The sequence below is a fragment of the Petrimonas mucosa genome (genome assembly GCF_900095795.1).
Lineage (GTDB): Bacteria > Bacteroidota > Bacteroidia > Bacteroidales > Dysgonomonadaceae > Petrimonas > Petrimonas mucosa.
The window spans coordinates 2,161,342-2,185,829 of sequence record NZ_LT608328.1 but is presented as its reverse complement, the minus strand read 5'-3'; the positions used below and the strand labels follow the sequence as shown (position 1 = coordinate 2,185,829).

The window sequence follows — 24,488 nt, the reverse complement described above, 5'->3', positions numbered from 1 at the left end:
CGCTTTCCATATGCTAAAGTGTTGGTTTTCTTTTAGTGATCCGCCTGGGGCTCGAACCCAGGACCCCATCCTTAAAAGGGATGTGCTCTACCAACTGAGCTAGCGAATCAGCCTGTGCTTTCTTTCAAAAGCGAGTGCAAAGGTATGGTAAAAAATCGAATTAACAAAACTTATAGGGATAAAATTGCCATATTTTTCCCAAAGTTTTGATAATCGATTAATACCTATAGTGTTCCGGTTTATAGGGACCGTCGACTTCTACTCCGATGTATCGGGCCTGTTCGGCTGTAAGGGTTGTCAGTTTAACCCCGATCTGCTCCAGGTGGAGTCTGGCGACCTCCTCGTCGAGCCGTTTCGGGAGCCTGTAAACCCCAATCTCGTAGTTGTTTTTCCACAAATCAATCTGAGCCAGGGTCTGGTTTGTAAATGAGTTGCTCATCACAAACGAAGGGTGTCCAGTTGCACAGCCCAGATTTACCAACCGCCCTTCGGCCAGCAGGAAAATCGAGTTTCCCGTCGGAAAGGTGTATTTGTCCACCTGCGGCTTGATATTGGTATGGACAATTCCCGGATAGCTAACCAGCTTGTCTACCTGGATCTCATTGTCGAAATGGCCAATGTTGCAGACAATGGCCTGATCCTTCATCTGCAGCATATGATCGATGGTTACCACATCCCGGTTGCCGGTGGTGGTCACAAAGATGTTTCCCTCTTTCACTGCCTCCTCCATGGTAGTTACTTCGAATCCCTCCATGGCTGCCTGCAGGGCGCATATGGGATCGATCTCCGTGACGATAACCCTTGCACCGTAGGAGCGCATTGATCGGGCACAACCTTTTCCAACGTCACCGTAGCCTAGCACAACTACCACTTTGCCGGCTATCATGACATCGGTCGCCCGTTTTATACCGTCGGCCAGTGATTCACGGCAACCATACAGGTTGTCGAATTTCGATTTGGTAACCGAGTCGTTCACATTGATGGCGGGAACCAGCAACTCTCCGTTCTCCATCATCTGGTACAACCGGTGCACACCGGTTGTGGTCTCCTCAGATATTCCTTTCAATTCGGCAACGGTGCGGTGCCAGCGTTGATTGTCCTCCTTCAGGATGCGGTTCAACGTATCCAGCACAATCTGCTCCTCCCGGTTGCTTCCTTCCCGGTCGATGGTTTTGGGATCGATCTCTGCGCGGTAACCCATATGGACGAGCAACGAGGCGTCGCCACCATCGTCGACAATCAGGTTCGGTCCCTTTCCCCCGGGAAAACGGAGTGCCATTTCGGTACACCACCAATACTCCTCAAGTGTCTCTCCCTTCCAGGCAAAGACCGGGATCCCGGCGGCGGCAATTGCAGCGGCGGCATGATCCTGGGTGGAGAAGATGTTGCAGCTGGCCCAACGTACATCGGCACCTAGCTCGACCAATGTTTCGATCAGTACGGCAGTCTGTACGGTCATATGCAGTGAGCCCATGACCCGGGCTCCCCGTAGCGGCTTTTCCTGAGCATATTTTTTACGGATCGACATCAATCCCGGCATTTCATGTTCGGCGATCTCAATTTCTTTCCGTCCGAAATCGGCCAGGGAGATATCTGCTACCTTGTAAGGCAGATCCAATGCGAAATTTTTGTCCATGTTCGTTTTATTTATTTTTAAGCCTACAAAGTTACACATTTTAGGGAATGTTTTCTACCTTTGAGACCGGCAATCAATGAATTTGTTGCCTCTTTTCGCATACGTTAAGGCTTTAGAGAGGGAGAGAGAATGAAGATCATCTATTCCAGGTACCTTCCCGTAAAGGGTTTCCGCGCGATCAATCTCTTTGGAATCCTGTTTGCCCGGAAGGAACAACCGCTACCGAACAGTGAGATCATCAACCACGAGTTGATCCACACGCGACAGATGCTGGAGCTGCTGGTTATCGGATTCTACCTTTGGTATGTGGTGGAATGGCTGATCAAATGGCTGGTTTACAGGGATCGGCTAGTCGCCTACAGAAACATCGGATTTGAGCGGGAGGCGTTTGAGAATGAAGCAAACCCCGATTACTTGAAGTCGCGGAGACGATATCGTTTTTTAAGTTACATCTTTGTAACGGGAAACTTGACAAAGAATCACAGCAGATGAAACCGGTTTCAATTACACAAATGTTACTCATGCTGGCTTTTTCCATGATTAGCCTCATTGCTTGTGCGCAAAGGAGTGAAAGTAAAAAGGAGATCAACTTTAAAAAAAATACGACTATGGGATACAATCCATTGACACCCGAAGAGGAGCATGTGATCCTGCATAAAGGAACTGAACGCCCCTTTTCCGGAGCGTTGTTGAATAACAAGGCAGCAGGGACCTATCTCTGCAAACGGTGCGACGCGCCGCTCTACCGCTCTGAGGACAAGTTCGATTCACATTGTGGATGGCCGTCGTTCGACGATGAGATTGCCGGTGCGGTCAGAAGGGTTCCGGATGCCGACGGTAGACGGACCGAAATTCTCTGCAACAATTGCGGGGCACACTTGGGTCACCTCTTTCTCGGCGAAGGTTTTACAGCCAAACAGACACGTCACTGTGTCAATTCCATCTCCATGAAGTTTATTCCTGCAGACCGTCCCGATCTGCGAAAGTGCTACTTTGCGTCGGGCTGCTTCTGGGGAACCGAATACTTTTTCATGAAGGCCAAGGGGGTAAAGGCAACCGCTGTAGGATTTATGGGCGGTCATGTGGAGAACCCCACCTATCAGCAGGTCTGTCAAAAAAAGACCGGACACCTGGAGACGACCGAAGTTCTCTTCGATCCGGCGCAGACCACCTATGAAGAGATGGTAAAGCTCTTCTTCGAAACCCACGACTTCACCCAGACCAACGGACAGGGTCCCGATATCGGACCGCAATACCTCTCCTGTATCTTCTACTCCTCGCCGCAGGAGAAGGAGATAGCCGAGAAGTATATCGGCATGCTGACGGCCAAGGGATATGAGGTGGCCACCATGCTCAGGCCGGTGTCTACCTTCTGGAAGGCGGAAGATTACCATCAACAGTATTATGAACATAAGGGGAGCACTCCCTATTGCCATCGCTACACTCCAATTTTCTGATCTTTAGTTTTTTTTAAACAACTTTTCATTGACGGGTAGCGTTTTAACTGTACATCGTTTAAATATAGAATGATAGAAAGTTTAACCAATTAAAAGAGTGAGTTATGAAAACGATTCGTTTGGTATCGGTGCTCGCATTGATGCTTGCAGTGGGGGGTGTGGCAACCTCCTGCAAAAAGGTGAATGATGCCGATGTGCAAACCGCCGTTCAGGCGGTATTGGCCTTGAATCCGGATTTTTCCGGTGTCTCTGTTTCGGTGATGGACCAGGTGGCCACATTATCGGGCACGGTAAAGGACGAGACGTCAAAATCACTTGCAGACAGTACGGTGGCTGCTGTTGAACATGTGAAATCGGTGGTAAATAACATCGAGGTGGTTCCACCTGCTCCCGATTTTACCGCTGTTGACTCCCTGCTCAATACCGGCCTGGCCGACCTGTTCAAGTCGAAAGGGTTTGAAGCTGTCAAGGCTGAGGTGAAAGAGGGGATTGTCACCCTGACAGGTGAGATCCGCAAAAGAGATCTGCCGGCACTGCTGGAGAGGGTAGACTCGTTGAAACCGAATCAGGTGATCAACAACATCACCGTTAAATGAACGGTTTGAAATCGGTCGCCATCATGAGGCAAGGAGGGTGTAATCGATATCTGGATTGCATCCTCCTTTTGTTCAAATCCCCAAATCGGGGAGATCACCTGCCATCTTGTGGCACTTTCTATAAAATGAGATTTAACACCGATAAACTTTGCAATTTATCCCACCATCAATGATGAGATTGGGTTGAAATAAGGTTATGCAGACTGACAAGAATCAGACGGAACAGTACACCTTTACCATTATTGTTCCGGTCTACAATGAGGAGGAGAATATTGACCGGCTGGAGCAATCCCTCAGCAACTATCTACCCCAGGCCCTCTACAAGACATGCGTGCTGTTTGTCAATGACGGCTCCACCGACGAGAGTGGAAACCGCATCCGGCAGGTGTGTGAACGGCATCCCCACTTTTTTTATCTCGACCTGGACCGGAACGGTGGACTCAGTGCCGCGCTCAAGGCTGGCTTCGATCACTGCTGTTCGAAGTATGTGGGTTACATGGATGCCGATATGCAGACCGATGTGGAGGATTTCAACCTGCTACTGCCTGGTCTGGAGAGCCATGTGTTGGTCACCGGCATCCGTGCCAACCGCAAGGACTCCCTTTTCAAGAACCTGCAATCCAGGATTGCCAACGGTTTCCGTCGGATGATGACGGGCGACGGTGTTTCAGACACCGGCTGTCCGCTGAAGGTGATGGATACCGGATATGCCCGGCGGCTTCCCATGTTCAAGGGGATGCACCGGTTTCTTCCGGCTCTCATCCTGCTGCAGGAGGGTAGCGTACAGCAGGTGCCGGTGAGACACTATCCCCGTCTGGCGGGGAAATCGAAATATCACTTGTGGAACCGCCTTACCGGACCTTTTGTCGACTGCTTTGCCTACCGCTGGATGAAGCGTCGTTATATCAATTATCGTGTAGTAACCACAAATCTTTAATTATCATGCAAGCAAGCCCGGTCTGGATATATGTGATCGGTTTCCTGGCACAGGCCTTCTTTTCGGCCCGCCTGTTGTATCAATGGATTGTTACCGAGAAGGCCCGGAAAATCCTCTCTCCACCTGCCTTCTGGATCCTGAGCATCTTCGGCTCCTACCTGCTATTCGTATATGGTGTTCTCCGGGACGATTTTGCCATTATCCTCGGACAGGTCATCTCCTATTATATCTACCTCTGGAATCTGGGGGTGAAGGGGATCTGGAAAAAGATCGCAATGCCATTCAGGTTTCTGCTGCTGTTTACCCCGGTTGCGGCCACCCTGTTTTTGCTTCGCGATATCCCGGCCTTTACCGCCACCTTCTTTCAGAATAGGCATGTTCCCTTCTGGCTGCTTCTGTTCGGTTCGGCCGGACAGATCCTCTTCACTTTCCGCTTCATCTATCAATGGATCTGTTCGAGGCAGCAGCATGAATCGGTATTGCCGGTCGGCTTTTGGGTGATCAGCCTGCTGGGTTCGGCCACCATCATCGCCTACGGGATCTTCAGGCTTGATCCGGTGCTGATCATCGGACAGCTGTTTGGGTTCGTGGTTTACGTCCGGAACATCATGATCGGTTGTGCAATAGGAAAAAAGGTTGCCGCATGAAGAGAAATTACCTTTACCTGATCTGGTTTGCTGCCTTGTTGCCGGTCATGTTGCTGCGTGACTACACACCCGACAACGAGCTGCGTTATCTGAGCATTGTGGACGAGGCGCTGCAGAGTGGGCACCTCTTCACATTCACCAACCAGGGGATACCCTATGCCGATAAGCCACCGCTCTACTTCTGGCTGATGATGGCGGGCAAGTTGCTGTTGGGCGGACACCGGATCTGGTTCCTCTCCCTGCTGTCGTTTCTTCCAGCCGTCGTTATCGTGCGGACGATGTCCGTCTGGGTGCGCCGGGAGGAGGGTGTCGACCTGAACCTGGCCAGCCTGATGATGATGACTACCGGACTTTTTACCGGTCTTGCCCTGGTGGTACGGATGGATATGCTGATGTGCATGTTCATCGTCCTGGCCCTACACACCTTTTTCAAGATCTACCGGGGAAGGGGCCGCAAACGTGACAGCCTCCTCTTCCCGCTCTATGTTTTCCTTGCCCTCTTTTCCAAAGGACCTGTGGGGATTCTGGTTCCGCTTGTTTCAACACTGATTTTCCTCCTCTACAGGCGCAGACTCCACACCTGGAGTGACTACTGGGGCTGGAAAAGCCTGCTGGTGCTGCTGCTGGGCTGTGCCATCTGGTTTGCCGGCGTCTACCTGGAGGCGGGGAGCGGTTATCTGCACAACCTGCTGGTCCACCAGACGGTAGACCGGGGCATCAATGCCTTCCACCACAAGGAGCCCTTTTACTACTACGGCATTACGGTCTGGTACTCCCTGGCACCCTGGATGTTTCTCGCCGTCGGACTAATCATCGCCGGCGCGGTGCGTCGCAATATCCAGCGTGAAGTGGAGCAGTTCTTTCTGACTGTAATCCTCTCCTCACTGCTGATGTTGTCGCTGATCAGCTCTAAACTGGCTGTCTATCTCCTTCCGGCCTTTCCCTTCTTTATCTATCTGACCGCCCTGCTGCTGCGGAAGTTTGGTGAGGAGAACGGCTGGCTGCGTCTCTCGCTGGCGATCCCGGCCCTGATCTTTGCCCCGGCATTGCCGGTTCTTCTTCTCTTTCTTTCGCGACGGGAAGATGCCTTTTATGCCGGCTTCCCGCTGGTACAACTTGCGGCGGCTATCATCTCTCTTTGCGGGGTGGCAGTATTGTACCTGCTGGTGAAAAAGCAGCTCTACCGTTCGATCCGGGTGATGGCCACAGGGGTATTGCTGACACTCTTTGTTGCCGGACTCTCCATGCCGGAAATGAATCGTTACTTGGGATGGAGGGAGTTGTGTGAAACCGCGGTCGGCCTTGCTGCCGAAAAGCAGACCTCCAACTACTATGTTTACGGTATCAGACGGGCCGAGAATATGGATGTGTTTCTGAAGAAGGATGTGATCTTTGCCGACAGGGAGGAGATCCTGCAAGAGAGGCTGGATGGGGGAGTACTGATGCTCTCCGATAAAACGGTCAGGAAAGAGCGGGAGATCAGAGATTTCCTGGCTGGCAAGGAGCGGCATCGTGTGGGAAATAATTGGATTGTCAAGTTATAAGGTAGAATAGGAATGAAACTGTTGGTTACCGGCGTTGCCGGCTTTATCGGTCACCATATTGTTGAAAGAGCGGCTGCCGATGGAATTGAAGTGGCAGGAATCGACAACATCAACGACTACTACGATTTGGAGTTGAAGTTTGCCCGCTTGGCCGATTCGGGAATACCTAAGGAGGAGGTGCTGCCCGGTCGGTGGGTACAGAGTCGCAAATACCCGAACTACCGCTTCTTGAAGCTCGATCTGACCGATCGGGAGGCCCTGTATGACCTGTTCAGGGAGGAGGGGTTTACCCATGTGGTTCACTTGGCGGCACAGGCGGGGGTCAGGTATTCGCTCATCAATCCCGACAGCTATATCCAGTCGAACATCGTGGGGTTCACTCACCTGCTCGAGGCTTGTCGCCACTCCTCCATTCAGCATCTGGTATATGCCAGCTCCAGCAGCGTATATGGCGATGATACCCCGGTTCCTTACCGTGAGTCGGCCCGGACCGATCATCCGGTCAGCCTCTATGCCGCCACGAAGAAGACGAACGAATTGCTGGCCTATGCCTACAGCCGGCTCTACAAGTTGCCCACAACCGGCATCCGCTTTTTTACCGTATATGGACCGTGGGGACGGCCCGACATGGCACCCTGGCTCTTTATGTCGGCCATCACGAAGGGCGAGACCATCCGGGTCTTCAACAACGGGGAGATGTCGCGCGACTTCACCTATATCGACGATGTGGTGGAGGGGGTGGTGAAGATTGTGCCGGTTCCGCCCAAAAGTGATGTTCCCGGTGTCGTTTACAACATGGGATGTTCATCGCCGGTACAGTTGATGGAGTTTATCGGCATCATCGAGCGGGTAACCGGCAAGAGGGCCATTATGGAGATGGCAGGAATGCAACCGGGGGATGTGGCGGTCACCTATGCCAGCACCTCCTTGCTGGAGAGCGAGTTTGGCTATAAGCCCTCCACACCGGTGGAAAAGGGTATCAGGGAGTTTTACGACTGGTTCTGCCGTTACCAGTCAGAAGTTATCGCTCATGTAGCTTGCCCAGAATAGCCGACGAGATAAAATCGGCAGCCTTGCTGTTCAATCCTCCGCCCATCACCAGCATGTCGGCACGTTCGCGCGACGGTTTGATAAACTCCTCGTGCATGGGCCGTACGGTCTGGTAGTAACGTTTTATTACATCATGGGCTGATCTACCTCGCGACTCCATATCGCGTTCGATGATGCGCGAGAGCCGATAGTCGGACTCCACCTCCAGATAGATACGCATATCCATCTCCTCGCACAGTTCGGGTTGGGTGAGAATCAGAATCCCTTCGATCAGCAGGATCTTGTTGGGTTTTACCCTCACCGTCTCGGGTTGACGGGTACAGGTGAGGTAGGAGTAGGTGGGTGCATCAATCTCATGTCCCGATTTCAGCAGTTGAATATGTTCCATCATCAGTTCCCATTCGATGGCATCGGGGTGGTCGAAGTTCAATACCCGCCGTTGCTCGATGGGCAGATGGCTGCTGTCTTTATAGTAGGAGTCTTGCGTGAGCAGTGAGATCTGGTCGTAGGGAACCCTCTCCAGGATGGAGTTGACCAGCGTGGTCTTTCCTGAGCCGGAACCTCCGGCAATACCAATAATAAACATAAATCGAACAGGTTTTAAACGGATAGGGGTTATCGGTTGTTTCCCCCAAAGGTGAATTCAACGGGAATGGGTGCGGGAACCTTTACCAGGTTATTTCCCACCATAAGTTTGGGCCAGAGCTTTACAGTTACCTTGGTCGGGTCGGAAGACAACCCCAGAAAACCACTCATCTCTCGGGCTACACGGTTACGTGAATATCTGTTAATCAGATTTTTAATATCCACGCCGACCGATATCGGCAGTACTGCCGTTTGACCGGGTTCCACGCGAAGCGGAACATCAATCTTGCCGGTTGTAAACTCCATTTCATTGATCTCGATAACATACTCGAGAGCGTTTAGAAATGCGGCTGCCCGATTGGGATTGGTCACATCCATGTTGAGGGTCATACTGAAGGGGATGGTCTGTAGATTTCCCCCGGTAAGGATGCTCGATATGGTGGTGAAGTTCGAAAGCGAGATGGTTGAACCATTCCCCAAGTTTATCCCGGCCAGCTGGATATCGGAAATGGAGTTGTACTTGTAATCGCACTGGGATAACTGAATTACTCCACTCACCTGATTCAACACGTCACAGCTTGACAGCGGGATAATCAGCAATAAAAGTATTAGCACTGTTTGTTTCATCTCTCTATGTATGTATATGTTTGTTAATTATCGGATCGTTATCATGGTCGCACCATACCCATATTCGCGGAATGAGGCATCCTGGCAGTAGCAGTTTCTGTATTTTTTCCTGACTTCACCGAGCAACGCATTTTTTAGCACACCATCACCCTTGCCATGAATAAAGACAATCTTCTGTCCTTTTCGTTTAATGTTCTCCTGCATTATTTCATTGAATTTGGAGAGCTGGTATTCGAGCATCTCGGTATTACTCATGCCTTCGGTATTGTCGATCAGTTCACTGATATGAAGGTCCACCTCAATCACCGGCTGCTGTTCCCTCTTTTCTGTTTTCCGTACGCGGGGATGCTCATCAGCAAGACTCTTCTCCTGCATGGCTCGCTGGAGATCTGCGGCTGATACCACCATTTCCCGCTCTGGAATATCGTTCCGGGTGATATAATAAACCAGCGCATTCTCGTCGAAATAGTCGTTTTCGGTGAAGCAGTGCAGTTTGTAGAACTTCACCGTGTCGATACGCAACTCTACCGAAACAGGGCTCTTGAACCGGAATGTTTTGTTCTGCTTGAACGATACGAACTGGACACAAACTTTCTCCAGGTCGTTCAGTTGCGATTTGTCGAACTCCTCGATGAAGATCTGGGTATTAGGCTCGACGATACCGTTGTAGCGGCTCTTCCAGGAGTTGTTCTCCCGGCTCATGTAGTTGAGAAAGAGAAAATAGTTGCTGTCGTTTACAAAATAGCATTCGAACGAGGTCTGGGTCATGTTGCGGGCATCGACAGGCAGAAAGAGCAGACAAGTGGTGATTTTCTCGCCTTCAATGGTTTCGGTAACCGGTTCAGCTGCTTCAATACGTGCCACCGGTTCCGGTTCCTTGCTGGAGGGTTCGGGTGCCGGTTGTCCCAACTTTTCGTTGCCGGCGGTTTCTACAACCACACATTCAGAAATCAGCACCGGGATGTCGAATCCGTTCTCCTCTTCCACAATAACCAGTTGCTTGTTTAAAAAACTCTTCACCTGTCCACCACCAACGGTGTTCAGAAACCTGACCTTGTCGCCGACTTGTAATTTTCTCATTGGAGCGCTCAGTTTCTTAAATGCTTTTTTTGATGCAAGCGCAAAGTTGCCTAATTTTGTCGGATTATTTGCTGAAAACGGAATAAAAAAAGACTAATTTTCTTAAAAATGAAAAAATGTGACGCCGAAAAAGTCAGGATCGCCGACTACAACTATACGCTTCCCCAGGAAAAGATTGCCAAATATCCACTCCCCAAAAGAGATGCTTCCAAGCTGTTGCTTTTCTGCAACAACCAGATATCCACCCTCGCCTTCTCGTCGATTGCCGAAGAGATACCGGAAGGCAGCCTGATGATCTTCAACGATACCCGGGTGATACATGCCCGGCTGATCTTCGAAAAGGGTAGCGGGGCGCTGATCGAGGTGTTTTGCCTTTCACCCCATTCACCGCGCGATTATTCCGAAAATTTCCAGCAAAGGAGAGGCTGCTCCTGGCATTGCATGATTGGCAACGCAAAACGGTGGAAGGATGAGGTGTTGCAGATGCGAATCGTCATGGAGGGGTCGGAGCTGTTGCTCTCGGCCAGGAAAATTGCCAAGAACGGAAATGATACGGTGGTTGAGTTTTCGTGGGACAGACCGGAAGTGACCTTTTCCGAATTGCTGGAGGTAGCAGGGAAACTGCCTATTCCTCCTTATTTGAACCGCAATTCCGAAGCGAGCGATGACGAGACCTACCAAACGGTCTATTCCGAAGTGGAGGGATCGGTGGCTGCTCCTACGGCGGGCCTCCATTTTACTCCCGAGGTGATGGCGTCGCTTGAAAAGAGAGGTATTCGCATAGCCCGTGTAACATTGCATGTCGGTGCCGGCACCTTCAAGCCGGTCAAGTCGGAAACCATCGGCGATCACGATATGCACACTGAGTTCATATCCGTTTCGAGAGAAACGGTACAGGCGTTGTATGAAAACAGAAACAAGCTGATTGTGGTGGGAACCACGTCGATGCGAACCGTGGAGAGTCTCTATTACCTGGGAAAGAGAGTGTTGCTCCATCCCGACATCAAACCGGATGAACTGCTGGTTTCCCAATGGGAACCATATGAAGAGGAGACTCCTGTCTCACCGCAGCTTGCTCTGAAAGCGATTATCGATTATCTCGACAGGAACAGTGCCGATCAGTTGATTGCCCATACCCAGGTCATGATCGTTCCCGGCTACAGGTTTCATTATCCCCAGGCGATCGTCACCAACTTCCACCAACCCCAGAGCACGCTGCTTCTGCTGATAGCAGCATGTATCGGCGAGCGGTGGCGTGATCTCTACCAGTACGCCTTGCAGAACAATTACCGTTTTCTGAGCTATGGCGACAGCTCGTTGCTCTGGCTCACCGCAAGTCACTGATCCTGTTTTGGATGCAACGAGGAGATTTCTTTGCAGTTTGTGTATGTCGAGACTTGCAATCAGAAAGATTTTGGTCTCGATTTGTTTCTGTTTGGAATATTTTATGCCTTTGTTGTAAAATATTTTATTATATTTGTGCATTAAACTTATACATTAAAATTTTAAATTGCTTTCCCTCGTTAATGCATTAATGGGTTATCAATCTGAAAATAAGGTGGTTTTATGGAAAATATCAACGAAGCACTGGGACTTTTACTGGTGGGCTTGACAACTGTGTTTGTCATACTTTATCTGGTGGGTTTAATTGGAAATGGGGTAATTTATCTTACCAACCGGTTTGTTCCGGAGGAGACCATGGCCAAGAGAAAAGAGATTGTCAAGGGGAAGGCTAAACCCACCAATCCTGCAAAAATTGCCGCGGTTATTGCTGCTGTTGAAGCCGTAACCGGAGGAAAGGGGAAAATTGAGAAAATCGACAAAATCGACAAAATTGAAAAGTAGATAATAGACATGGCTAAGGAGATTAAATTCAGTTTATTATACAGAGACATGTGGCAATCGTCGGGGAAGTATGTCCCAACGGTTGACCAGTTGCTGGAGGTGGCTCCGGCAATTATCGACATGGGTTGCTTTGCCCGGGTGGAGACCAATGGAGGCGGGTTTGAACAGATCAATCTGCTCTTCGGTGAAAATCCGAATGTGGCTGTCCGGAAATGGACCCAGCCGTTTAATGATGCAGGCATTCAGACCCATATGCTTGAGCGGGGCTTGAACGGCATCCGGATGAGTCCTGTTCCGGCTGATGTCAGACGGTTGATGTTTCATGTGAAGAAGAAGCAGGGGACAGATATTGCCCGGTCGTTCGACGGGTTGAACGATCCGCGTAACCTGGAGGGATCCATCCGGTACGCCAAGGAGGCCGGCATGATTTCGCAGGCTGCATTGAGTCTTACTGTTTCTGAAGTGCATACCGTGGAGTATTATACCGAGCTGGCCGACACGCTGATTGAAATGGGCGCGGATGAGATCTGTGTAAAAGATATGGCCGGAATTGCCCGTCCGGCAACCGTTGGCAAGATTGTCCGGACCATCAAGGAGCGACATCCCGATGTTCCTGTTACCTACCATGGGCATGCCGGGCCGGGATTCCAGATGGCTTCCATACTTGAGGCGGCCTATGCGGGGGTTGACTATGTCGATACGGCCATGGAGCCGCTGGCGTGGGGAACGGGACATGCCGACGTGCTCGCCGTGCAGGCGATGCTCAAGGATGCAGGTTTCATTGTTCCCGATATCAACATGAAGGCCTATATGAAGGTCCGCTCCCTGACACAGAAATATATCGACGATTTTCTGGGCTATTACATCAACCCTAAGAACAGGTTGATGAACTCGCTGCTGATCGGACCGGGACTTCCCGGGGGGATGATGGGTAGCCTGATGGCCGATCTGGAGAGCAACCTGGCCTCATTGAACAGGTGGCTGGCCAAGAACGGAAAAGAGGAGATTACACTCGATGATCTGCTGATCAAGCTTTTCGACGAGGTTGCATACGTCTGGCCCAAGATCGGGAACCCGCCATTGGTTACCCCCTTCAGTCAGTATGTGAAGAACCTGGCATTGATGAACGTCATGCAGATTGAAAGAGGGAAGGAGCGATGGTCTGTTATCGCCGACAATATATGGGACATGATCCTGGGCAGATCGGGTAAGCTACCCGGAACGCTGGCTCCAGAAATCGTTCAGCTGATAAAAGAGCAGGGTAAGGAGTTTTACGCGGGGAACCCGCAGGATCTTTATCCCGACCAGCTGAACGAGTTCCGGGCAGAAATGAGGCGGAACAACTGGGATTTCGGAGAAGACGACGAAGAGCTGTTCGAGCTTGCCATGCATCCAGAACAGTATAGGGCGTATAAGTCGGGTGCCGCCAAAAAGGCGTTCAATGAGGACCTGGCCAGGCGAAGAGCTGCTGCAACGGCAGAACAGCCTCACCCAACGCCAGTGCCGGCTCCTGCAAATAACGGGGAGAGTGGCAGTTTCCAGCCCAGGCAGTTGGTGATAAATGTGGACAACGAGGAGTACCGGGTCTATATATCCTATCCTGAGAACGATGGCGTTCCATTTCATCCGGTGGAGAAGACCCTACAGCCTCAGCCGAACGTGCCGGCAACCCAGCCCCCTCTTTCTAGCGGAGTGACAAAGGAGGTTCTCTCCCCGCTCGAGGGAAGGTTTTACCTGACCAAAGATCCTTCGGGAAAAGCACTAAAGGTGGGGGACTCGGTTCAGGCAGGCGATATTGTCGGTTACATCGAGTCGATGAAAACCTACAATGCTGTGGCTGCCGAAGAGAACGGCCAGGTGATTGAAATCTGCTTTTCGAATGGAGACCCTGTGGAAGAGGATGATGTCCTTGTTAAAATGAGATAGGCCCATGAACGAGATCATTTCTAAACTGGTGGATATGACCGCCTTCGGGAGTATCTCCTGGGGAACCTTGCTGATGTGGCTGATCGCTTTCATTCTGCTCTACCTGGGTATCAGAAAAGAGTATGAACCGCTGCTTCTTGTCCCCATAGGTTTTGGCGTGTTGCTGGCAAACCTGCCGATGGCCGGCCTGGGTATCGTGGATAGCTCGCTTGTCTTGTTGCCCGACGGGAGCTATATGAATCTCCTGGATATTGCCAATGAGTATGGAATCATGAATTTCCTCTACTATGCGCTTATCAAGACAGGGCTGTTACCGCCCATCATTTTTATGGGTGTGGGGGCACTCACCGATTTCGGCCCCATGCTCCGCAACCTGAAACTTTCGATGTTCGGCGGTGCTGCACAGTTGGGTATCTTTTCGGTACTCATTATTGCCGTGTTGATGGGCTTCGATATGAAAGAGGCAGCATCGCTGGCAATTATCGGTGGTGCCGATGGGCCCACTGCCATCTATACCACTATCAAGCTGGCTCCGCACCTGCTTGGTCCCATTGCCATCGCCGCCTACTCCTATATGGCCCTGGTTCCGGTAATTATTCCATTGGTATCGAGTCTGCTGATGACAAAAAAGGAGTTCTCTATCCATATGAAAAAAATGGATAAGCAATATCCGCCCAAGCATGAAATCAAACACCTTAAAACGGTAAAGATCGTTTTCCCGATTGTGCTGGGTGTGGTGGTGGCCGTTTTTGTACCCTCCGCTGCGCCTCTGGTGGGCATGCTGCTCTTCGGAAACCTGGTTAAGGAGATTGGCGCCAATACCAGCCGCCTCGCCGATGCGGCCTCCGGACCCATAATGAATACGGCTACCATCTTCCTGGGGCTGACGGTGGGGGCAACCATGACCGCGGAGGTTTTCCTCACGGCCCGGACGCTCGGCATCGTAGTGGGCGGTTTTCTTGCCTTTGCCATCTCTGTGGCGGGTGGAATTCTGGCTGTGAAACTCTACAACCTCTTTTCCCGTAAAAAGATCAATCCGCTTGTAGGTGCTACGGGATTGAGCGCCGTACCTATGGCGTCACGCGTGGCAAACGAGATGGCGTTGAAATATGACAGATCGAATCACATCCTGCAGTACTGTATGGCAAGCAACGTGTCGGGCGTTATCGGCTCAGCTGTGGCTGCAGGCGTGCTGATATCGTTTCTGGGATAGATCTTATCTTATTCACTTACAAACAACCGCTTGCTGGAAAAGAGCGGGTCGCTGGTTACATTGATCTTCAGCTTTCTCAACCCGGCTTCGTCCCCAGGTGTGGGAATATGCGTGGAGTGCATCTCGCAGTTGTTCAGCTCGGTCAGTTTCTGCAAGGCCATTTGTGCGGCCGGATTGGATATTGCGCTTATTGACAGGGCAATGAGTGTCTCTTCCACATCCAGGCTCGCATTCTTGCCGTTCAGGATATCCTTTTTCAGGTGGGTAACCGAGTCGATGATATTTTCTGGTAGCAGCACCATGTTGTCGGGCAGTCCCGCCAGATGCTTGATGGCATTCAGTATCATCCCCGACGAGGCATGCAGCAACGAGGAGTTCTTGCCGGTAATGATGGTGCCGTCGTGCAGCTCGATGGCGGCTCCGCAATAGATCCCTCCATATCCCTTTCCGCTCCTTTCCGCCTCCTTGGCCGCTCTCCGGGCCGGTTCAACTACAAGGCGATCTTCATCTTTCGCTCCGACCCGCTGCATGATTGCGGCGTTACGGTCGAGCGTCTCCTTGTCGATCAGCCCCATACCGTAATCGACAAATCCCCGTAAGTGACGACGGATAATCTCCTGGAAAGCAGCCTCCTGGCAGCGCTCGTCGTCGATAATCCCCGCACTGATCCGGTTTACTCCCATATCTGTGGGGGAGAGGTAGACCGAATCGTTTCCGGTAATCTTGGTCAGGATCTCTTTCAACAGGTTGAAAGCTTCAATGTCGCGATTGTAGTTGACGGCCTCCACTCCATAAGCCTTCAGGTGGAAGGGATCGATCATGTTTATATCGCCCAGGTCGGAAGTGGCTGCCTCGTAGGCGATGTTGACCATATGATCCAGGGGAAGATCCCAGATAGGGAAGGTTTCGAACTTTGCATATCCGGCATTCTTCCCCTTCTTGAAGTCGTGATAGAGGTTGCTCAAGGCTGTGGCGAGCTTGCCGCTGCCCGGTCCGGGACCGGTTACCACAACGATGGGGCGTGTGGTCTCGATATACTGGTTGGCACCGTATCCCTCATCGCTTACAATCAGGTCGATGTTCTTGGGATAACCGCGCGTGGGATAGTGCAGGTAGACCTTGATCCCTTTCAGTTCAAGTTTATTCTTGAAGATTTCGGCGGCGGGCTGTTTTTCGTATCGGGTAATGACAACGGCAGCCACATTGATGCCGTACCATTTTAAATCGTCGATGCTTTTCAAGACATCCACATCGTAGGTAATGCCAAAATCGGCCCTGATCTTGTTGCGTTCGATATCACCGGCATAGACGCACATGATCACCTCTACCTTATCTTTCAGCTTTTGCAGCAGACGCATCTTTACGTTGGGAGCAAAACCAGGCAAGACCCTGGCGGCATGATAATCGTATAAGATTTTCCCTCCGAATTCGAGGTAGAGTTTATCGGTAAAGCGGTTTACGCGTTCGAGGATGGCTGAAGTCTGTTCCTGAAGGTACTTTTCGTTGTCAAAACCAATACGGCTAAAATTTTTCATTTTTGTAATCTTCCGAATAATAGAGAGTTGTAATTTCGCACGAGAGCTGCGGGTTTCACATCTGCTTTCGGGACCCAAAATTACTCAAAATCTGGCAGAAAATTGCCCCGGTTTGACAAAAGTAGGCGAAAAGTTTTACCGATCCCACCAGATGAACCGGGGGATCGGTTGTGAAGTACCGGAAGTTACATCGTGAATTTTACTCCTGCAAAGAGCGTTCTCGGCAGTGACGGTCCATACATGTATCCCGCATCGCGAAGCGGTCCCTGGTCGAAATCCTCCTGAAAACTGTTGAAGAGGTTCTGTATGCCGCCGTTGAGCTGAAGAGTGGCATCGCCGGTCACTTTGAAGTTGTATGCAAGCTTGACCGTGAAATCGGAAAAGTCGGGTGTCCTGAACTCCCGATCTTCCGGTATATATCCGGCGAAGTGTTGTACCAGCATGGGGCCGGTATAGATGCCGGAGAAGGAGAGAGTGAAAGCGGTTGTCGGCGTGCAGGTTGCCGTGAAATAGCCGTATAGATCCGGCGTCCGGAACATGTTGCGTTGCGGTTTGATGTCGGGATTGCTGCTCCAGACTTCCGGTCGGGTATAGAGACTCTTCTGGAGTGTTCCACCCAGCTGCAGCTGGAACCTCTTGTCGGGAGCAATGGTACCCTCGACGTTTACCCCCCTTACCAGGGCACCCGATCCGTTTCGTCGTTCCATCAGCAGATTGCCCTGATCATCCCGTCCCATCTCCTCCAGCAGGAAGACATCCTTCAGGTGCGTGTAAAAGACTTCGATAACCAGATTTGTCTGCACCGATCCAAACGATCTGTATAAATCGGCAGAGAGGGTAAAGGATTGGGAAAACTCGGGTCTCAACTGCGGTGACAGTTGGATGATGCTTACTTCGCCACCAACGGCGGTGATGTGCAGGTCTTCGTCGAAAGCCTGGGGGGCGCGGAATCCTGTGGAGTAGCCGCCGCGTAGTACAATGAGGGGGACCGGAGCAAACCGGATATTGATTCTCGGACTCACTATGGCATCTTTAATCAGGTTGTGTTTGTCCACCCTGACTCCTGCCAAGATGCTCCAGGCAGCATTTCTCCATTCATTCTGCAGGAAAAGACTCTTTGTGTTCACCTCCTGGTCCAATTTGCGGTTGTAGCCGACCATCTCGTCGCTCATCTTGTTGTAATTCAATTCAGCTCCTGTGGTTACTTCAGAAGGCATGAACAGCAATTTTTCTATGGAGTAGCTATACTGGACTCCTCCCATAATGCTGTTGTCGGCCGTGGTGCCGTATGCATTGGGGTCTCCCTGTGTCCCGTAGTAGCTCTGGCGATCGATAAACTGTCCCGACAGGTAGGCATTGAACTTGTGCCTGTAGTTGCGCGAGAGGTAGTTGTAACTGCCATTTGCCGAATGGATGTTGTGTTCCGTCTGTTCGGTGATATCGGTAAAGTGGGGTGGAGTGTCGAGCTTGTTCCCTCCGCGCCTGAACTCGTTGATAAAGTGGTATTCCGCCGTCAGCCTCTTGTAATTGTTGAACTTGTAAAAAGCACGCATTCCGATATTGCTTCCTTCCAGTTTGCCGATCTCGGTGAAGCCGTCCTTGTCGTAGTCAAATGCATCGCGTTGGCGATTTGAACCGAAAACCAGCAATCCGTTCTTCAGGTCGTTATCTACCAGCGAGGCATGGAATGCAAGATTGTTGTCGGGAGTGCTGCCGCCGATCATGTTGGTTATGTTGCTTACCGAAATGGAGTTGTTTTTCGGCTCTTTCGTGATGATGTTGATGGTTCCGGCTATGGCATTCGACCCGAAAAGGGCCGATCCTCCACCACGCATCACCTCTACCCGCTCGATCATGTTGGCCGGTATCTGTTCAATGCCGTATACTCCGGCCAAGGCACTGAATATGGGGCGGCTGTCGATAAGAATCTGCGAGTAGGGACCGTCCAGTCCATTGATACGAACCTGCTGGAACCCGCAGTTCTGGCAGTTGCTTTCGAGCCGTAAACCGGGCTGGAAATTCAACCCTTGGGCCAGGGTAACCGAGTTGGTGTTCTCCAGTAGCATCGGGGATATGATGCTGACCATCGAAGGGGCCTCCTTCCGTTTGGTCTCTGTCCGGTTAGCCGATACCACTACGGTTTCTAGCAGGAGATCATCCTCCTCCAGGTAGACATTCACCTCGATGGTTTTTCCCTGGTATAGGGTTACGGGTAGCTCTACCGTTTTGTAGCCGACTCCCGATACGACAAGCTTAAAGTCGCCTCGGGGGAGTTCCTTCAGGTAGTAATGTCCCGATTCGTCGGTTGAGGTTGCGTGTGGTGTACCCTTTAGGGATATCGTGATGTACGGAATATGCTCCTTGGTCTTTTTGTGCAGGATGTGGCCGACGACGGTTGCGTCGCCCTCTCCTTGCCGGTTTCTCGTTTGTTGGGGTTCCGGGTTGCTATGTTGCGGAAAAGCAGCGACGGTATAAATTGTCGCAATCAAGATCCATATAAGTTTCTTCATCTCTGGTAGCAATTTAATTACAGGTGTATAGATGCCTCTCCACACAACGGTCTGATTCTTCGTGCGTGGCAAGCGGATAAAAAATTTCAGGGCGATTATTATACGTGTAATTGAACTGGAGGAGCGCGCCAGCCGTTGGCCTGGATAAGTGCCAGTTTCAGGGCGATATCTTTCTGTCTGCACTGGTTGAAGCAGGTAATCAGCCTTTGTAGCACAGCAGATTCAGGGTGGGCGAATAGCCCCGTGGAGTAGAAATGAGTGAGCGAATGGATGAGATTCAGCGAGGAGGTGGCATGCTGGTGATCGGGTTTATTGCCGTCCAGTGCCGGATGATAGAGATGGGAATGGAGGAGATGCTTACCGTTGATTTCATGGGCATGAATGAATAAGGAGATATTTCCGTAATAACTTACGAAAAGTATCAGCAGAAAATAACCCGATAGAGTTCTAGCCCGTTGCCTCATTGCGGCTGCAAAGATAGGGCTATCTGCGGTACTGCCAAACAAACAGTATTGAAAAAAATGGGTCGATCTCTTTTTACCTGCTGGCTTCGGAGGAAATTTTCTCGATCTCCTTCACTACGAGAGGGAGAGCCGGATAGACCATGCCATGATCGTAACCGTCGAGCTCTAGCAGGCGGGTATGCTGGTGTCCAGCCACTTTCATCATACGGGCCAGGTAGGCATTCTCCTCATATCTGCCCAACATCTCCAGCTCCCTGTCCCCAGTAATCAGCAGGAGCGGGGGGGCATCGGGACGGACATGATAGAGAGGGGCAAATTCGTCGACCACCGCCTTGGTATTTGCTATTCCCCGTTGTTCACGGATAGAGAAGTGTGTGATGGTTTGCGCACTTAGGGGGATAAGTCCCGCGATACGGTCGGCGTCGATCTGGTGTGCCGCCAGGTACTTCTTGTCCAACCCCACCATGCAGGTGAGATAGCCTCCGGCCGAGTGTCCCGAAACAAAAATCTTGGATGGATCACCGCCATATTCCCCGATTTTCTTGAATGCCCAGGCCACTGCAGCCGCGGCATCCTCAATGTATGCCGGTGCCTGAACTTTCGGTGAGAGCCGGTAGTTGACGCCGATGATACAGAATCCCTTCTCTTTCAATCCTTCGGGCAGCTCCTTCTCCCCGCCTGTCAACCCGCCGCCATGAAACCATACGACGGTGGGAAAATCTTTCTTATTTAAAGGATAGTAGATGTCGAGGGTGCAGCGCTCCCTGATGTAGCTGTCTGAACTTCTTATCGCATCATCGTAGTAGGGAATCTCCCTGACGGTCTTGTATCTCGTCTCCTGAGAAACGCAACTGAGCGACGTAATGAGTAGTAAAAGGATAAAAACAGTTTTTTTCATTGTGTTCGGGCAATTGAGGGGTCCAATTTAACCATTTTTTCAACAACTCTTCATAGATGTGCAGATTTTTTTATAAAAAAGCCAGGAATCCTGTAATCATCAGCACGTTGATAAAGTCGATAAAGAGGGCGCCCACTACGGGGAGAATAAAATAGGCAACACGTGAATAGCCAAACTTTTCGCAAATGGAATCGAGGTTGGCCATTGCATTGGCGGTGGAACCCATGGCAAACCCGGTCAATCCGGAGGTGGAGACCCTCATCATCGCCAGTTGCGGGGAAAGAACGAGCGGTTTTGCCAATCCTATAGCCACGAGGTTTTGCAGGAGACTGAAGATTGTGCCCAATCCGAGGAAGATAAGCATAATGGTGCCACCCTTTCTCAGCAGCTTGAGACTTACGTTGAACCCGATGGAGGTAAAGAAGAGGTCATGAAAAAGGCTTGCAATACGTTGTCAAACTGCAGGAAGAGCAGCTGCGAAGAGTGGAGTGCCAGTGCAACAAACGCAAAGAGCAGGCCGCCGATAACGGGCGACGGGATGGCATATTTGCGAAATGGTCATCGTGGAAGAGTTTGGTTGTCAGAAATTATCGGGCGGCGTACTGAATGCGGTTACCGTTACCTCCTTGAAATCGGTTTCGAAGTTGGCAAGCAACATCTCAACGAACTTGACATGGAAGTAGGTGTAGAGCTTCGATGTTATATATTTGCGGTCTTTCCGCTTTATCAGGCCGAAACGCAATTCACTCTCCTCAACCCATATCTGCGGTTTCAAAAAGGCTTCGTTTTTCCATAACAGCGGTGACGGGGTGATTCGTCCATCCGGGATAACCGTCCATTTCTCCACTTTCCGGCTGGCAAGACCCTCGTAGATCTTGTCAAGCAAAAGGTTCGGATTATCGGTTTTTATGATGATCGCCATAGGATGATGCACTATTGGTTCTTATACACTTCAATTGCTGCCTTGACGCTTCTGTGCAGGAGCAGCAGGTTCCTTGCCTGGTCATAGGGCAATCCGAGCTCGTCGACAATCATCCGGACGCCACGGTCGACCAGTTTCCGGTTGGTCAGCTGCATGTTCACCATCTTGTTGCCTTTGACCCTGCCCAGTTTGATCATCACGGCAGTCGAAATCATGTTGAGCACCAATTTCTGTGCCGTGCCCGATTTCATCCGGGTACTTCCGGTCACATACTCCGGTCCGACAACCGGTTCGATCCTGATCTCGGCTTCCGCCGACACGGGTGAACCGGGATTGCAGCTTATCGCTCCGGTGAGGAGGCCCGCTTCTCGTGCCCTGCGCAATGCCCCTATCACATAAGGTGTTGTTCCCGATGCCGCAATACCCACCACGGTGTCGTGCCGATTGATCTTATATGCCTGCAGCTCTTTCCAAGCCTGTTCCTCATCGTCTTCGGCCGACTCCACCGGCCTGCGCAAAGCGGTGTCGCCACCGGCAATCAATCCGATAACGTAGGTGTCGGGCATTCCGTATGTCGGGGGAATCTCCGAAGCATCCAGCACGCCGAGCCTTCCGCTGGTGCCTGCTCCGATATAGAAGAGCCGTCCGCCCCGTTTCATCCGTTCCACAATTCCGTTGACAAGCTTCTCTATCTCGGGAATGGTCTGTTGCACTGCAAGGGCCACCTTCTGGTCTTCCCGGTTGATATCGGTAAGGATTTCAGAAACCGGCTTGTTCTCCAGGTCGTTATAGAGCGACGGTTGTTCGGTTATGTTGATAAATGTCATATCAGATACCATCAAGCGTAATAACTTATCAATCCTTCCATGGGAGATTGCTCGATCTTCCCGGTCTCAATCCCCTTCTCTGCGGCAACTTCACGCAGCAGTCCGGAGAAGTGCCAGGCGATGGAGCCCACAAAATTAACCCTATTTTTCCGATAATCATATTGCATGACATTTCTCTCAAGGAAATCTGAGAAGCTCCGGATAACCATATGGCGAATATGTGGGTGGTCGATATGTTTCAGCAGGAAGGGTGCCAGTCCCGCCAAAAAACGGCTGGGGAAGGGTTGGCGGTAAACTCTCTCGATGATGGTTGCCTGATCCAGGTCGTACTCGGCAAGGAGGCGCTCCTTCAATCCATCGGGCAACCGGTTCTTGAGCGCATCGCCCACCAGCAGCTTTCCCAGTGCGGCGCCGCTGCCCTCATCACCCAGGATAAATCCAAGTGGCGGCACCTGTTTGATGATGCTTGAACCGTCCCATTCGCAGGAGTTGCTCCCGGTGCCCAGGATACAGGCAATGCCCGGTTCATATCCGCAGAGGCCATGTGCCGCGGCCATCAGGTCGCTGTAGACTTGAATCTCCTCGATGGGGAACGATTGGTATAGTGCCTGGCTCACGGCTGCACTCTTCTCCGGGATACAGCCGGTACCGTAAAACCGGATCGATCGAAACTGCTGCTCCCTTAACTGGGGGTAGACATGCAACCTGATCTCTTTGGCCATCTCCGCTTCGGTCTGGTAGACGGGACTGATACCGTGGGTGAAAAACCGCTTCAAGATTTCCCCTCCTTGAACCAGGCACCAGTCGGTCTTGGTAGCGCCGCTGTCGGCAATCACTATCTTTTCGGATAATGCTTTCTCCATGCTCTCGTTGTTTGCTTTTCGTATAATTTCATTGCCGTTTCTCCGGTTCCCCTCTCTTCGATCTGCCGAAACCGGGATCCACTTTCATGTAGGGAATCAGCAGCAGGGTCGGTATGGTGAGGATCATGACCAGAACAAAGAAATGGTGGTAGCCCAGTTGCTCCTGTATCCATCCGGCCGCCATTCCCGGCAGCATCATTCCCAGTGCCATGAATCCCGTGCAGATGGAGTAGTGGGCTGTTTTGTGTTCGCCCTGAGAGAAATAGATCAGATAGAGCATATAGGCGGTGAATCCGAAACCGTAGCCAAACTGTTCGATCGCCACGGCGACGTTTACCCATAAGATGTTTTCCGGTTGGAAATATGCGAGGTAGAGGTAGGCTGCATTGGGCAGGGTGATGGCCAACGCCATGGGCCAGAGCCAATATTTCAACCCCTGTCGCGAAGCCATGATACCGCCGAGAATGCCCCCGAGCGTCAGGCTGATCACACCTACCGTACCGTAAGTTATGCCCACTTCGGAAGTGGTTAACCCCAGACCGCCGACCCCACGGCTGTCGAGCAGGAAGGGCGATGCCAGTTTCACCAGCATTGCCTCTGCCAGTCTGTAGAGTAACATGAATGCAATGGCCAATCCAATTCCCTTTTTGGAGAAAAAGGATTTGAAGGTTCTTCCGAATTCGATCAGCACCTCCTGCGGTGTACGGGCGGCTCTCCCGGAATCGGTCGAAGGGTAGGGGAGCAGAAACCGGTGGTAGATAAAGAATGCTAGGAAGAGTCCCGCCAGTATGAAAAAGGTGAGGCTCCAGGCATAAGGAATCGTACCGGTCGTTTTTTCCAGGTAGCCTGCCAGTACGACCAGCAATCCCTGACCGGTAATCATGGCCAGCCTGTAGAAGGTGCTCCTTATTCCTACAAAAAACGACTGTTGCGATTGGTCCAATGCGAGCATGTAGAAGCCGTCGGCAGCAATGTCATGAGTGGCCGAACTGAAAGCGGTCAGCCAGAAAAAGGCGAGGGATGCCTGCAGGAAGAGGGGGGTAGGTAATGTGAAGGCGATACCAGCCATGCCTGCACCAATAAGCAGCTGCATCGTTATGATCCACCACCGCTTGGTTTTCAGGATATCCACAAACGGACTCCAGAAGGGCTTGATGACCCACGGAAGATAGAGCCATGAAGTATAGAGGGCAATATCGGTATTCGAAAGGCCAAAACGTTTGTACATGATCACGGCAACGGTCATTACCACCACATAGGGGAGGCCTTCGGCAAAATAGAGCGTCGGTATCCAGCTCCACGGTGAACACACTCTTTTTTTCATGC

At 51.2% G+C, this 24,488-nt stretch carries 23 protein-coding genes, 1 tRNA gene and 1 pseudogene; 11 read left to right on the top strand and 14 right to left on the bottom strand.

All coding sequences use genetic code 11. The features are described 5' to 3' along the window. Window positions 1-36: 36 nt before the first annotated feature. Window positions 37-109, bottom strand: a tRNA-Lys gene (locus ING2E5A_RS08860). 108 nt (window positions 110-217) lie between these two features. After that, window positions 218-1,636 carry an adenosylhomocysteinase gene (ahcY, locus tag ING2E5A_RS08855; protein WP_071137098.1) on the bottom strand — a complete coding sequence of 473 codons (1,419 nt, stop codon included), beginning with the start codon at window positions 1,634-1,636 and terminating at the stop codon, window positions 218-220. A 129-nt stretch (window positions 1,637-1,765) separates the two neighbouring features. Here ahcY and ING2E5A_RS08850 point away from each other — a divergent pair, with 129 nt between their 5' ends. From ING2E5A_RS08850 to ING2E5A_RS08820, 7 genes are all read left to right on the top strand, one after another. Further along, complete coding sequence (locus tag ING2E5A_RS08850; protein WP_071137097.1) at window positions 1,766-2,128, top strand: hypothetical protein; 363 nt, start codon at window positions 1,766-1,768, stop codon at window positions 2,126-2,128. 116 nt (window positions 2,129-2,244) lie between these two features. Then, window positions 2,245-3,093 (top strand): bifunctional methionine sulfoxide reductase B/A protein, encoded by an 849-nt coding sequence (locus tag ING2E5A_RS08845; RefSeq protein ID WP_071138290.1) that lies wholly within the window; start codon window positions 2,245-2,247, stop codon window positions 3,091-3,093. A gap of 104 nt (window positions 3,094-3,197) precedes the next feature. After that, entirely contained in the window at window positions 3,198-3,689 is a 492-nt protein-coding gene (locus tag ING2E5A_RS08840) for a BON domain-containing protein (RefSeq protein WP_071137096.1), read from the top strand. A gap of 196 nt (window positions 3,690-3,885) precedes the next feature. Then, window positions 3,886-4,626 carry a glycosyltransferase gene (locus ING2E5A_RS08835; protein ID WP_071137095.1) on the top strand — a complete coding sequence of 247 codons (741 nt, stop codon included), beginning with the start codon at window positions 3,886-3,888 and terminating at the stop codon, window positions 4,624-4,626. A gap of 5 nt (window positions 4,627-4,631) precedes the next feature. Next, window positions 4,632-5,273 carry a lipid-A-disaccharide synthase N-terminal domain-containing protein gene (locus ING2E5A_RS08830; protein ID WP_071137094.1) on the top strand — a complete coding sequence of 214 codons (642 nt, stop codon included), beginning with the start codon at window positions 4,632-4,634 and terminating at the stop codon, window positions 5,271-5,273. Further along, window positions 5,270-6,817 (top strand): ArnT family glycosyltransferase, encoded by a 1,548-nt coding sequence (locus ING2E5A_RS08825; RefSeq protein WP_071137093.1) that lies wholly within the window; start codon window positions 5,270-5,272, stop codon window positions 6,815-6,817. Before ING2E5A_RS08830 ends, ING2E5A_RS08825 begins: the two co-directional genes overlap by 4 nt. A gap of 12 nt (window positions 6,818-6,829) precedes the next feature. Beyond that, window positions 6,830-7,867, top strand: coding sequence for an NAD-dependent epimerase/dehydratase family protein (locus ING2E5A_RS08820; RefSeq protein WP_071137092.1), 1,038 nt, complete (start codon window positions 6,830-6,832; stop codon window positions 7,865-7,867). Here ING2E5A_RS08820 and udk read toward each other — a convergent pair. Genes udk through ING2E5A_RS08805 form a run of 3 tightly spaced genes read right to left on the bottom strand, consistent with a single transcriptional unit; the run spans window position 7,839 to window position 10,159 of the window. Next, a complete protein-coding gene (gene udk / locus ING2E5A_RS08815; protein WP_071137091.1) occupies window positions 7,839-8,453 on the bottom strand; it encodes a uridine kinase in 615 nt (204 codons plus the stop codon). The two genes, ING2E5A_RS08820 and udk, sit on opposite strands and share 29 nt — an antisense overlap. Window positions 8,454-8,482: 29 nt before the next feature. Further along, window positions 8,483-9,079, bottom strand: coding sequence for an NDR1/HIN1-like protein (locus ING2E5A_RS08810; protein WP_071137090.1), 597 nt, complete (start codon window positions 9,077-9,079; stop codon window positions 8,483-8,485). 27 nt (window positions 9,080-9,106) lie between these two features. Continuing rightward, entirely contained in the window at window positions 9,107-10,159 is a 1,053-nt protein-coding gene (locus ING2E5A_RS08805) for a DUF2027 domain-containing protein (RefSeq protein ID WP_071137089.1), read from the bottom strand. Window positions 10,160-10,267: 108 nt separating this feature from the next. Between ING2E5A_RS08805 and ING2E5A_RS08800 the strand changes: the two genes are divergently transcribed. The 4 genes from ING2E5A_RS08800 to ING2E5A_RS08785 all read left to right on the top strand — a co-directional run bounded on the left by ING2E5A_RS08800 (window position 10,268) and on the right by ING2E5A_RS08785 (window position 15,143). Then, window positions 10,268-11,503 (top strand): S-adenosylmethionine:tRNA ribosyltransferase-isomerase, encoded by a 1,236-nt coding sequence (locus ING2E5A_RS08800; RefSeq protein ID WP_071137088.1) that lies wholly within the window; start codon window positions 10,268-10,270, stop codon window positions 11,501-11,503. Between the two features lie 222 nt (window positions 11,504-11,725). Next, window positions 11,726-12,004 carry an OadG family transporter subunit gene (locus tag ING2E5A_RS08795; protein WP_071137087.1) on the top strand — a complete coding sequence of 93 codons (279 nt, stop codon included), beginning with the start codon at window positions 11,726-11,728 and terminating at the stop codon, window positions 12,002-12,004. Between the two features lie 9 nt (window positions 12,005-12,013). Beyond that, window positions 12,014-13,930, top strand: coding sequence for a biotin/lipoyl-containing protein (locus tag ING2E5A_RS08790; RefSeq protein WP_071137086.1), 1,917 nt, complete (start codon window positions 12,014-12,016; stop codon window positions 13,928-13,930). Between the two features lie 4 nt (window positions 13,931-13,934). Then, window positions 13,935-15,143: a sodium ion-translocating decarboxylase subunit beta gene (locus ING2E5A_RS08785; protein ID WP_071137085.1), complete on the top strand. Its 1,209-nt coding sequence runs from the start codon at window positions 13,935-13,937 to the stop codon at window positions 15,141-15,143. 8 nt (window positions 15,144-15,151) lie between these two features. Here ING2E5A_RS08785 and ING2E5A_RS08780 read toward each other — a convergent pair whose 3' ends face one another. The 9 genes and pseudogenes from ING2E5A_RS08780 to ING2E5A_RS08740 all read right to left on the bottom strand — a co-directional run bounded on the left by ING2E5A_RS08780 (window position 15,152) and on the right by ING2E5A_RS08740 (window position 24,486). Beyond that, window positions 15,152-16,678 (bottom strand): DUF1846 domain-containing protein, encoded by a 1,527-nt coding sequence (locus ING2E5A_RS08780; RefSeq protein ID WP_071137084.1) that lies wholly within the window; start codon window positions 16,676-16,678, stop codon window positions 15,152-15,154. 185 nt (window positions 16,679-16,863) lie between these two features. Further along, window positions 16,864-19,188: a TonB-dependent receptor gene (locus ING2E5A_RS08775; protein ID WP_071137083.1), complete on the bottom strand. Its 2,325-nt coding sequence runs from the start codon at window positions 19,186-19,188 to the stop codon at window positions 16,864-16,866. Between the two features lie 98 nt (window positions 19,189-19,286). Beyond that, window positions 19,287-19,652 (bottom strand): hypothetical protein, encoded by a 366-nt coding sequence (locus ING2E5A_RS08770; protein WP_071137082.1) that lies wholly within the window; start codon window positions 19,650-19,652, stop codon window positions 19,287-19,289. A 73-nt stretch (window positions 19,653-19,725) separates the two neighbouring features. Beyond that, window positions 19,726-20,550, bottom strand: coding sequence for an alpha/beta hydrolase (locus tag ING2E5A_RS08765; protein WP_071137081.1), 825 nt, complete (start codon window positions 20,548-20,550; stop codon window positions 19,726-19,728). Window positions 20,551-20,620: 70 nt separating this feature from the next. Continuing rightward, a pseudogene (locus ING2E5A_RS15855) lies at window positions 20,621-21,045 on the bottom strand (sodium/glutamate symporter). A gap of 85 nt (window positions 21,046-21,130) precedes the next feature. Beyond that, a complete protein-coding gene (locus ING2E5A_RS08755) occupies window positions 21,131-21,472 on the bottom strand; it encodes a hypothetical protein (protein ID WP_071137079.1) in 342 nt (113 codons plus the stop codon). A gap of 11 nt (window positions 21,473-21,483) precedes the next feature. Then, on the bottom strand, window positions 21,484-22,299 hold the full coding sequence (murQ, locus tag ING2E5A_RS08750) for an N-acetylmuramic acid 6-phosphate etherase (protein ID WP_071138289.1): 816 nt from the start codon (window positions 22,297-22,299) through the stop codon (window positions 21,484-21,486). A gap of 11 nt (window positions 22,300-22,310) precedes the next feature. Next, window positions 22,311-23,162 carry an ATPase gene (locus ING2E5A_RS08745; RefSeq protein ID WP_071137078.1) on the bottom strand — a complete coding sequence of 284 codons (852 nt, stop codon included), beginning with the start codon at window positions 23,160-23,162 and terminating at the stop codon, window positions 22,311-22,313. A gap of 28 nt (window positions 23,163-23,190) precedes the next feature. After that, window positions 23,191-24,486 (bottom strand): AmpG family muropeptide MFS transporter, encoded by a 1,296-nt coding sequence (locus ING2E5A_RS08740; protein WP_071137077.1) that lies wholly within the window; start codon window positions 24,484-24,486, stop codon window positions 23,191-23,193. Between the last annotated feature and the right edge of the window lie 2 nt (window positions 24,487-24,488).

What these genes read in the sequence shown, in the direction of transcription:
- ahcY (WP_071137098.1), bottom strand. Translation starts at nt 1,636, where the DNA reads ATGGACAAAAATTTCGCATTGGATCTGCCTTACAAGGTAGCAGATATC.
- ING2E5A_RS08850 (WP_071137097.1), top strand. Translation starts at nt 1,766, where the DNA reads ATGAAGATCATCTATTCCAGGTACCTTCCCGTAAAGGGTTTCCGCGCG.
- ING2E5A_RS08845 (WP_071138290.1), top strand. Translation starts at nt 2,245, where the DNA reads ATGGGATACAATCCATTGACACCCGAAGAGGAGCATGTGATCCTGCAT.
- ING2E5A_RS08840 (WP_071137096.1), top strand. Translation starts at nt 3,198, where the DNA reads ATGAAAACGATTCGTTTGGTATCGGTGCTCGCATTGATGCTTGCAGTG.
- ING2E5A_RS08835 (WP_071137095.1), top strand. Translation starts at nt 3,886, where the DNA reads ATGCAGACTGACAAGAATCAGACGGAACAGTACACCTTTACCATTATT.
- ING2E5A_RS08830 (WP_071137094.1), top strand. Translation starts at nt 4,632, where the DNA reads ATGCAAGCAAGCCCGGTCTGGATATATGTGATCGGTTTCCTGGCACAG.
- ING2E5A_RS08825 (WP_071137093.1), top strand. Translation starts at nt 5,270, where the DNA reads ATGAAGAGAAATTACCTTTACCTGATCTGGTTTGCTGCCTTGTTGCCG.
- ING2E5A_RS08820 (WP_071137092.1), top strand. Translation starts at nt 6,830, where the DNA reads ATGAAACTGTTGGTTACCGGCGTTGCCGGCTTTATCGGTCACCATATT.
- udk (WP_071137091.1), bottom strand. Translation starts at nt 8,453, where the DNA reads ATGTTTATTATTGGTATTGCCGGAGGTTCCGGCTCAGGAAAGACCACG.
- ING2E5A_RS08810 (WP_071137090.1), bottom strand. Translation starts at nt 9,079, where the DNA reads ATGAAACAAACAGTGCTAATACTTTTATTGCTGATTATCCCGCTGTCA.
- ING2E5A_RS08805 (WP_071137089.1), bottom strand. Translation starts at nt 10,159, where the DNA reads ATGAGAAAATTACAAGTCGGCGACAAGGTCAGGTTTCTGAACACCGTT.
- ING2E5A_RS08800 (WP_071137088.1), top strand. Translation starts at nt 10,268, where the DNA reads ATGAAAAAATGTGACGCCGAAAAAGTCAGGATCGCCGACTACAACTAT.
- ING2E5A_RS08795 (WP_071137087.1), top strand. Translation starts at nt 11,726, where the DNA reads ATGGAAAATATCAACGAAGCACTGGGACTTTTACTGGTGGGCTTGACA.
- ING2E5A_RS08790 (WP_071137086.1), top strand. Translation starts at nt 12,014, where the DNA reads ATGGCTAAGGAGATTAAATTCAGTTTATTATACAGAGACATGTGGCAA.
- ING2E5A_RS08785 (WP_071137085.1), top strand. Translation starts at nt 13,935, where the DNA reads ATGAACGAGATCATTTCTAAACTGGTGGATATGACCGCCTTCGGGAGT.
- ING2E5A_RS08780 (WP_071137084.1), bottom strand. Translation starts at nt 16,678, where the DNA reads ATGAAAAATTTTAGCCGTATTGGTTTTGACAACGAAAAGTACCTTCAG.
- ING2E5A_RS08775 (WP_071137083.1), bottom strand. Translation starts at nt 19,188, where the DNA reads ATGAAGAAACTTATATGGATCTTGATTGCGACAATTTATACCGTCGCT.
- ING2E5A_RS08770 (WP_071137082.1), bottom strand. Translation starts at nt 19,652, where the DNA reads ATGAGGCAACGGGCTAGAACTCTATCGGGTTATTTTCTGCTGATACTT.
- ING2E5A_RS08765 (WP_071137081.1), bottom strand. Translation starts at nt 20,550, where the DNA reads ATGAAAAAAACTGTTTTTATCCTTTTACTACTCATTACGTCGCTCAGT.
- ING2E5A_RS08755 (WP_071137079.1), bottom strand. Translation starts at nt 21,472, where the DNA reads ATGGCGATCATCATAAAAACCGATAATCCGAACCTTTTGCTTGACAAG.
- murQ (WP_071138289.1), bottom strand. Translation starts at nt 22,299, where the DNA reads ATGACATTTATCAACATAACCGAACAACCGTCGCTCTATAACGACCTG.
- ING2E5A_RS08745 (WP_071137078.1), bottom strand. Translation starts at nt 23,162, where the DNA reads ATGGAGAAAGCATTATCCGAAAAGATAGTGATTGCCGACAGCGGCGCT.
- ING2E5A_RS08740 (WP_071137077.1), bottom strand. Translation starts at nt 24,486, where the DNA reads ATGAAAAAAAGAGTGTGTTCACCGTGGAGCTGGATACCGACGCTCTAT.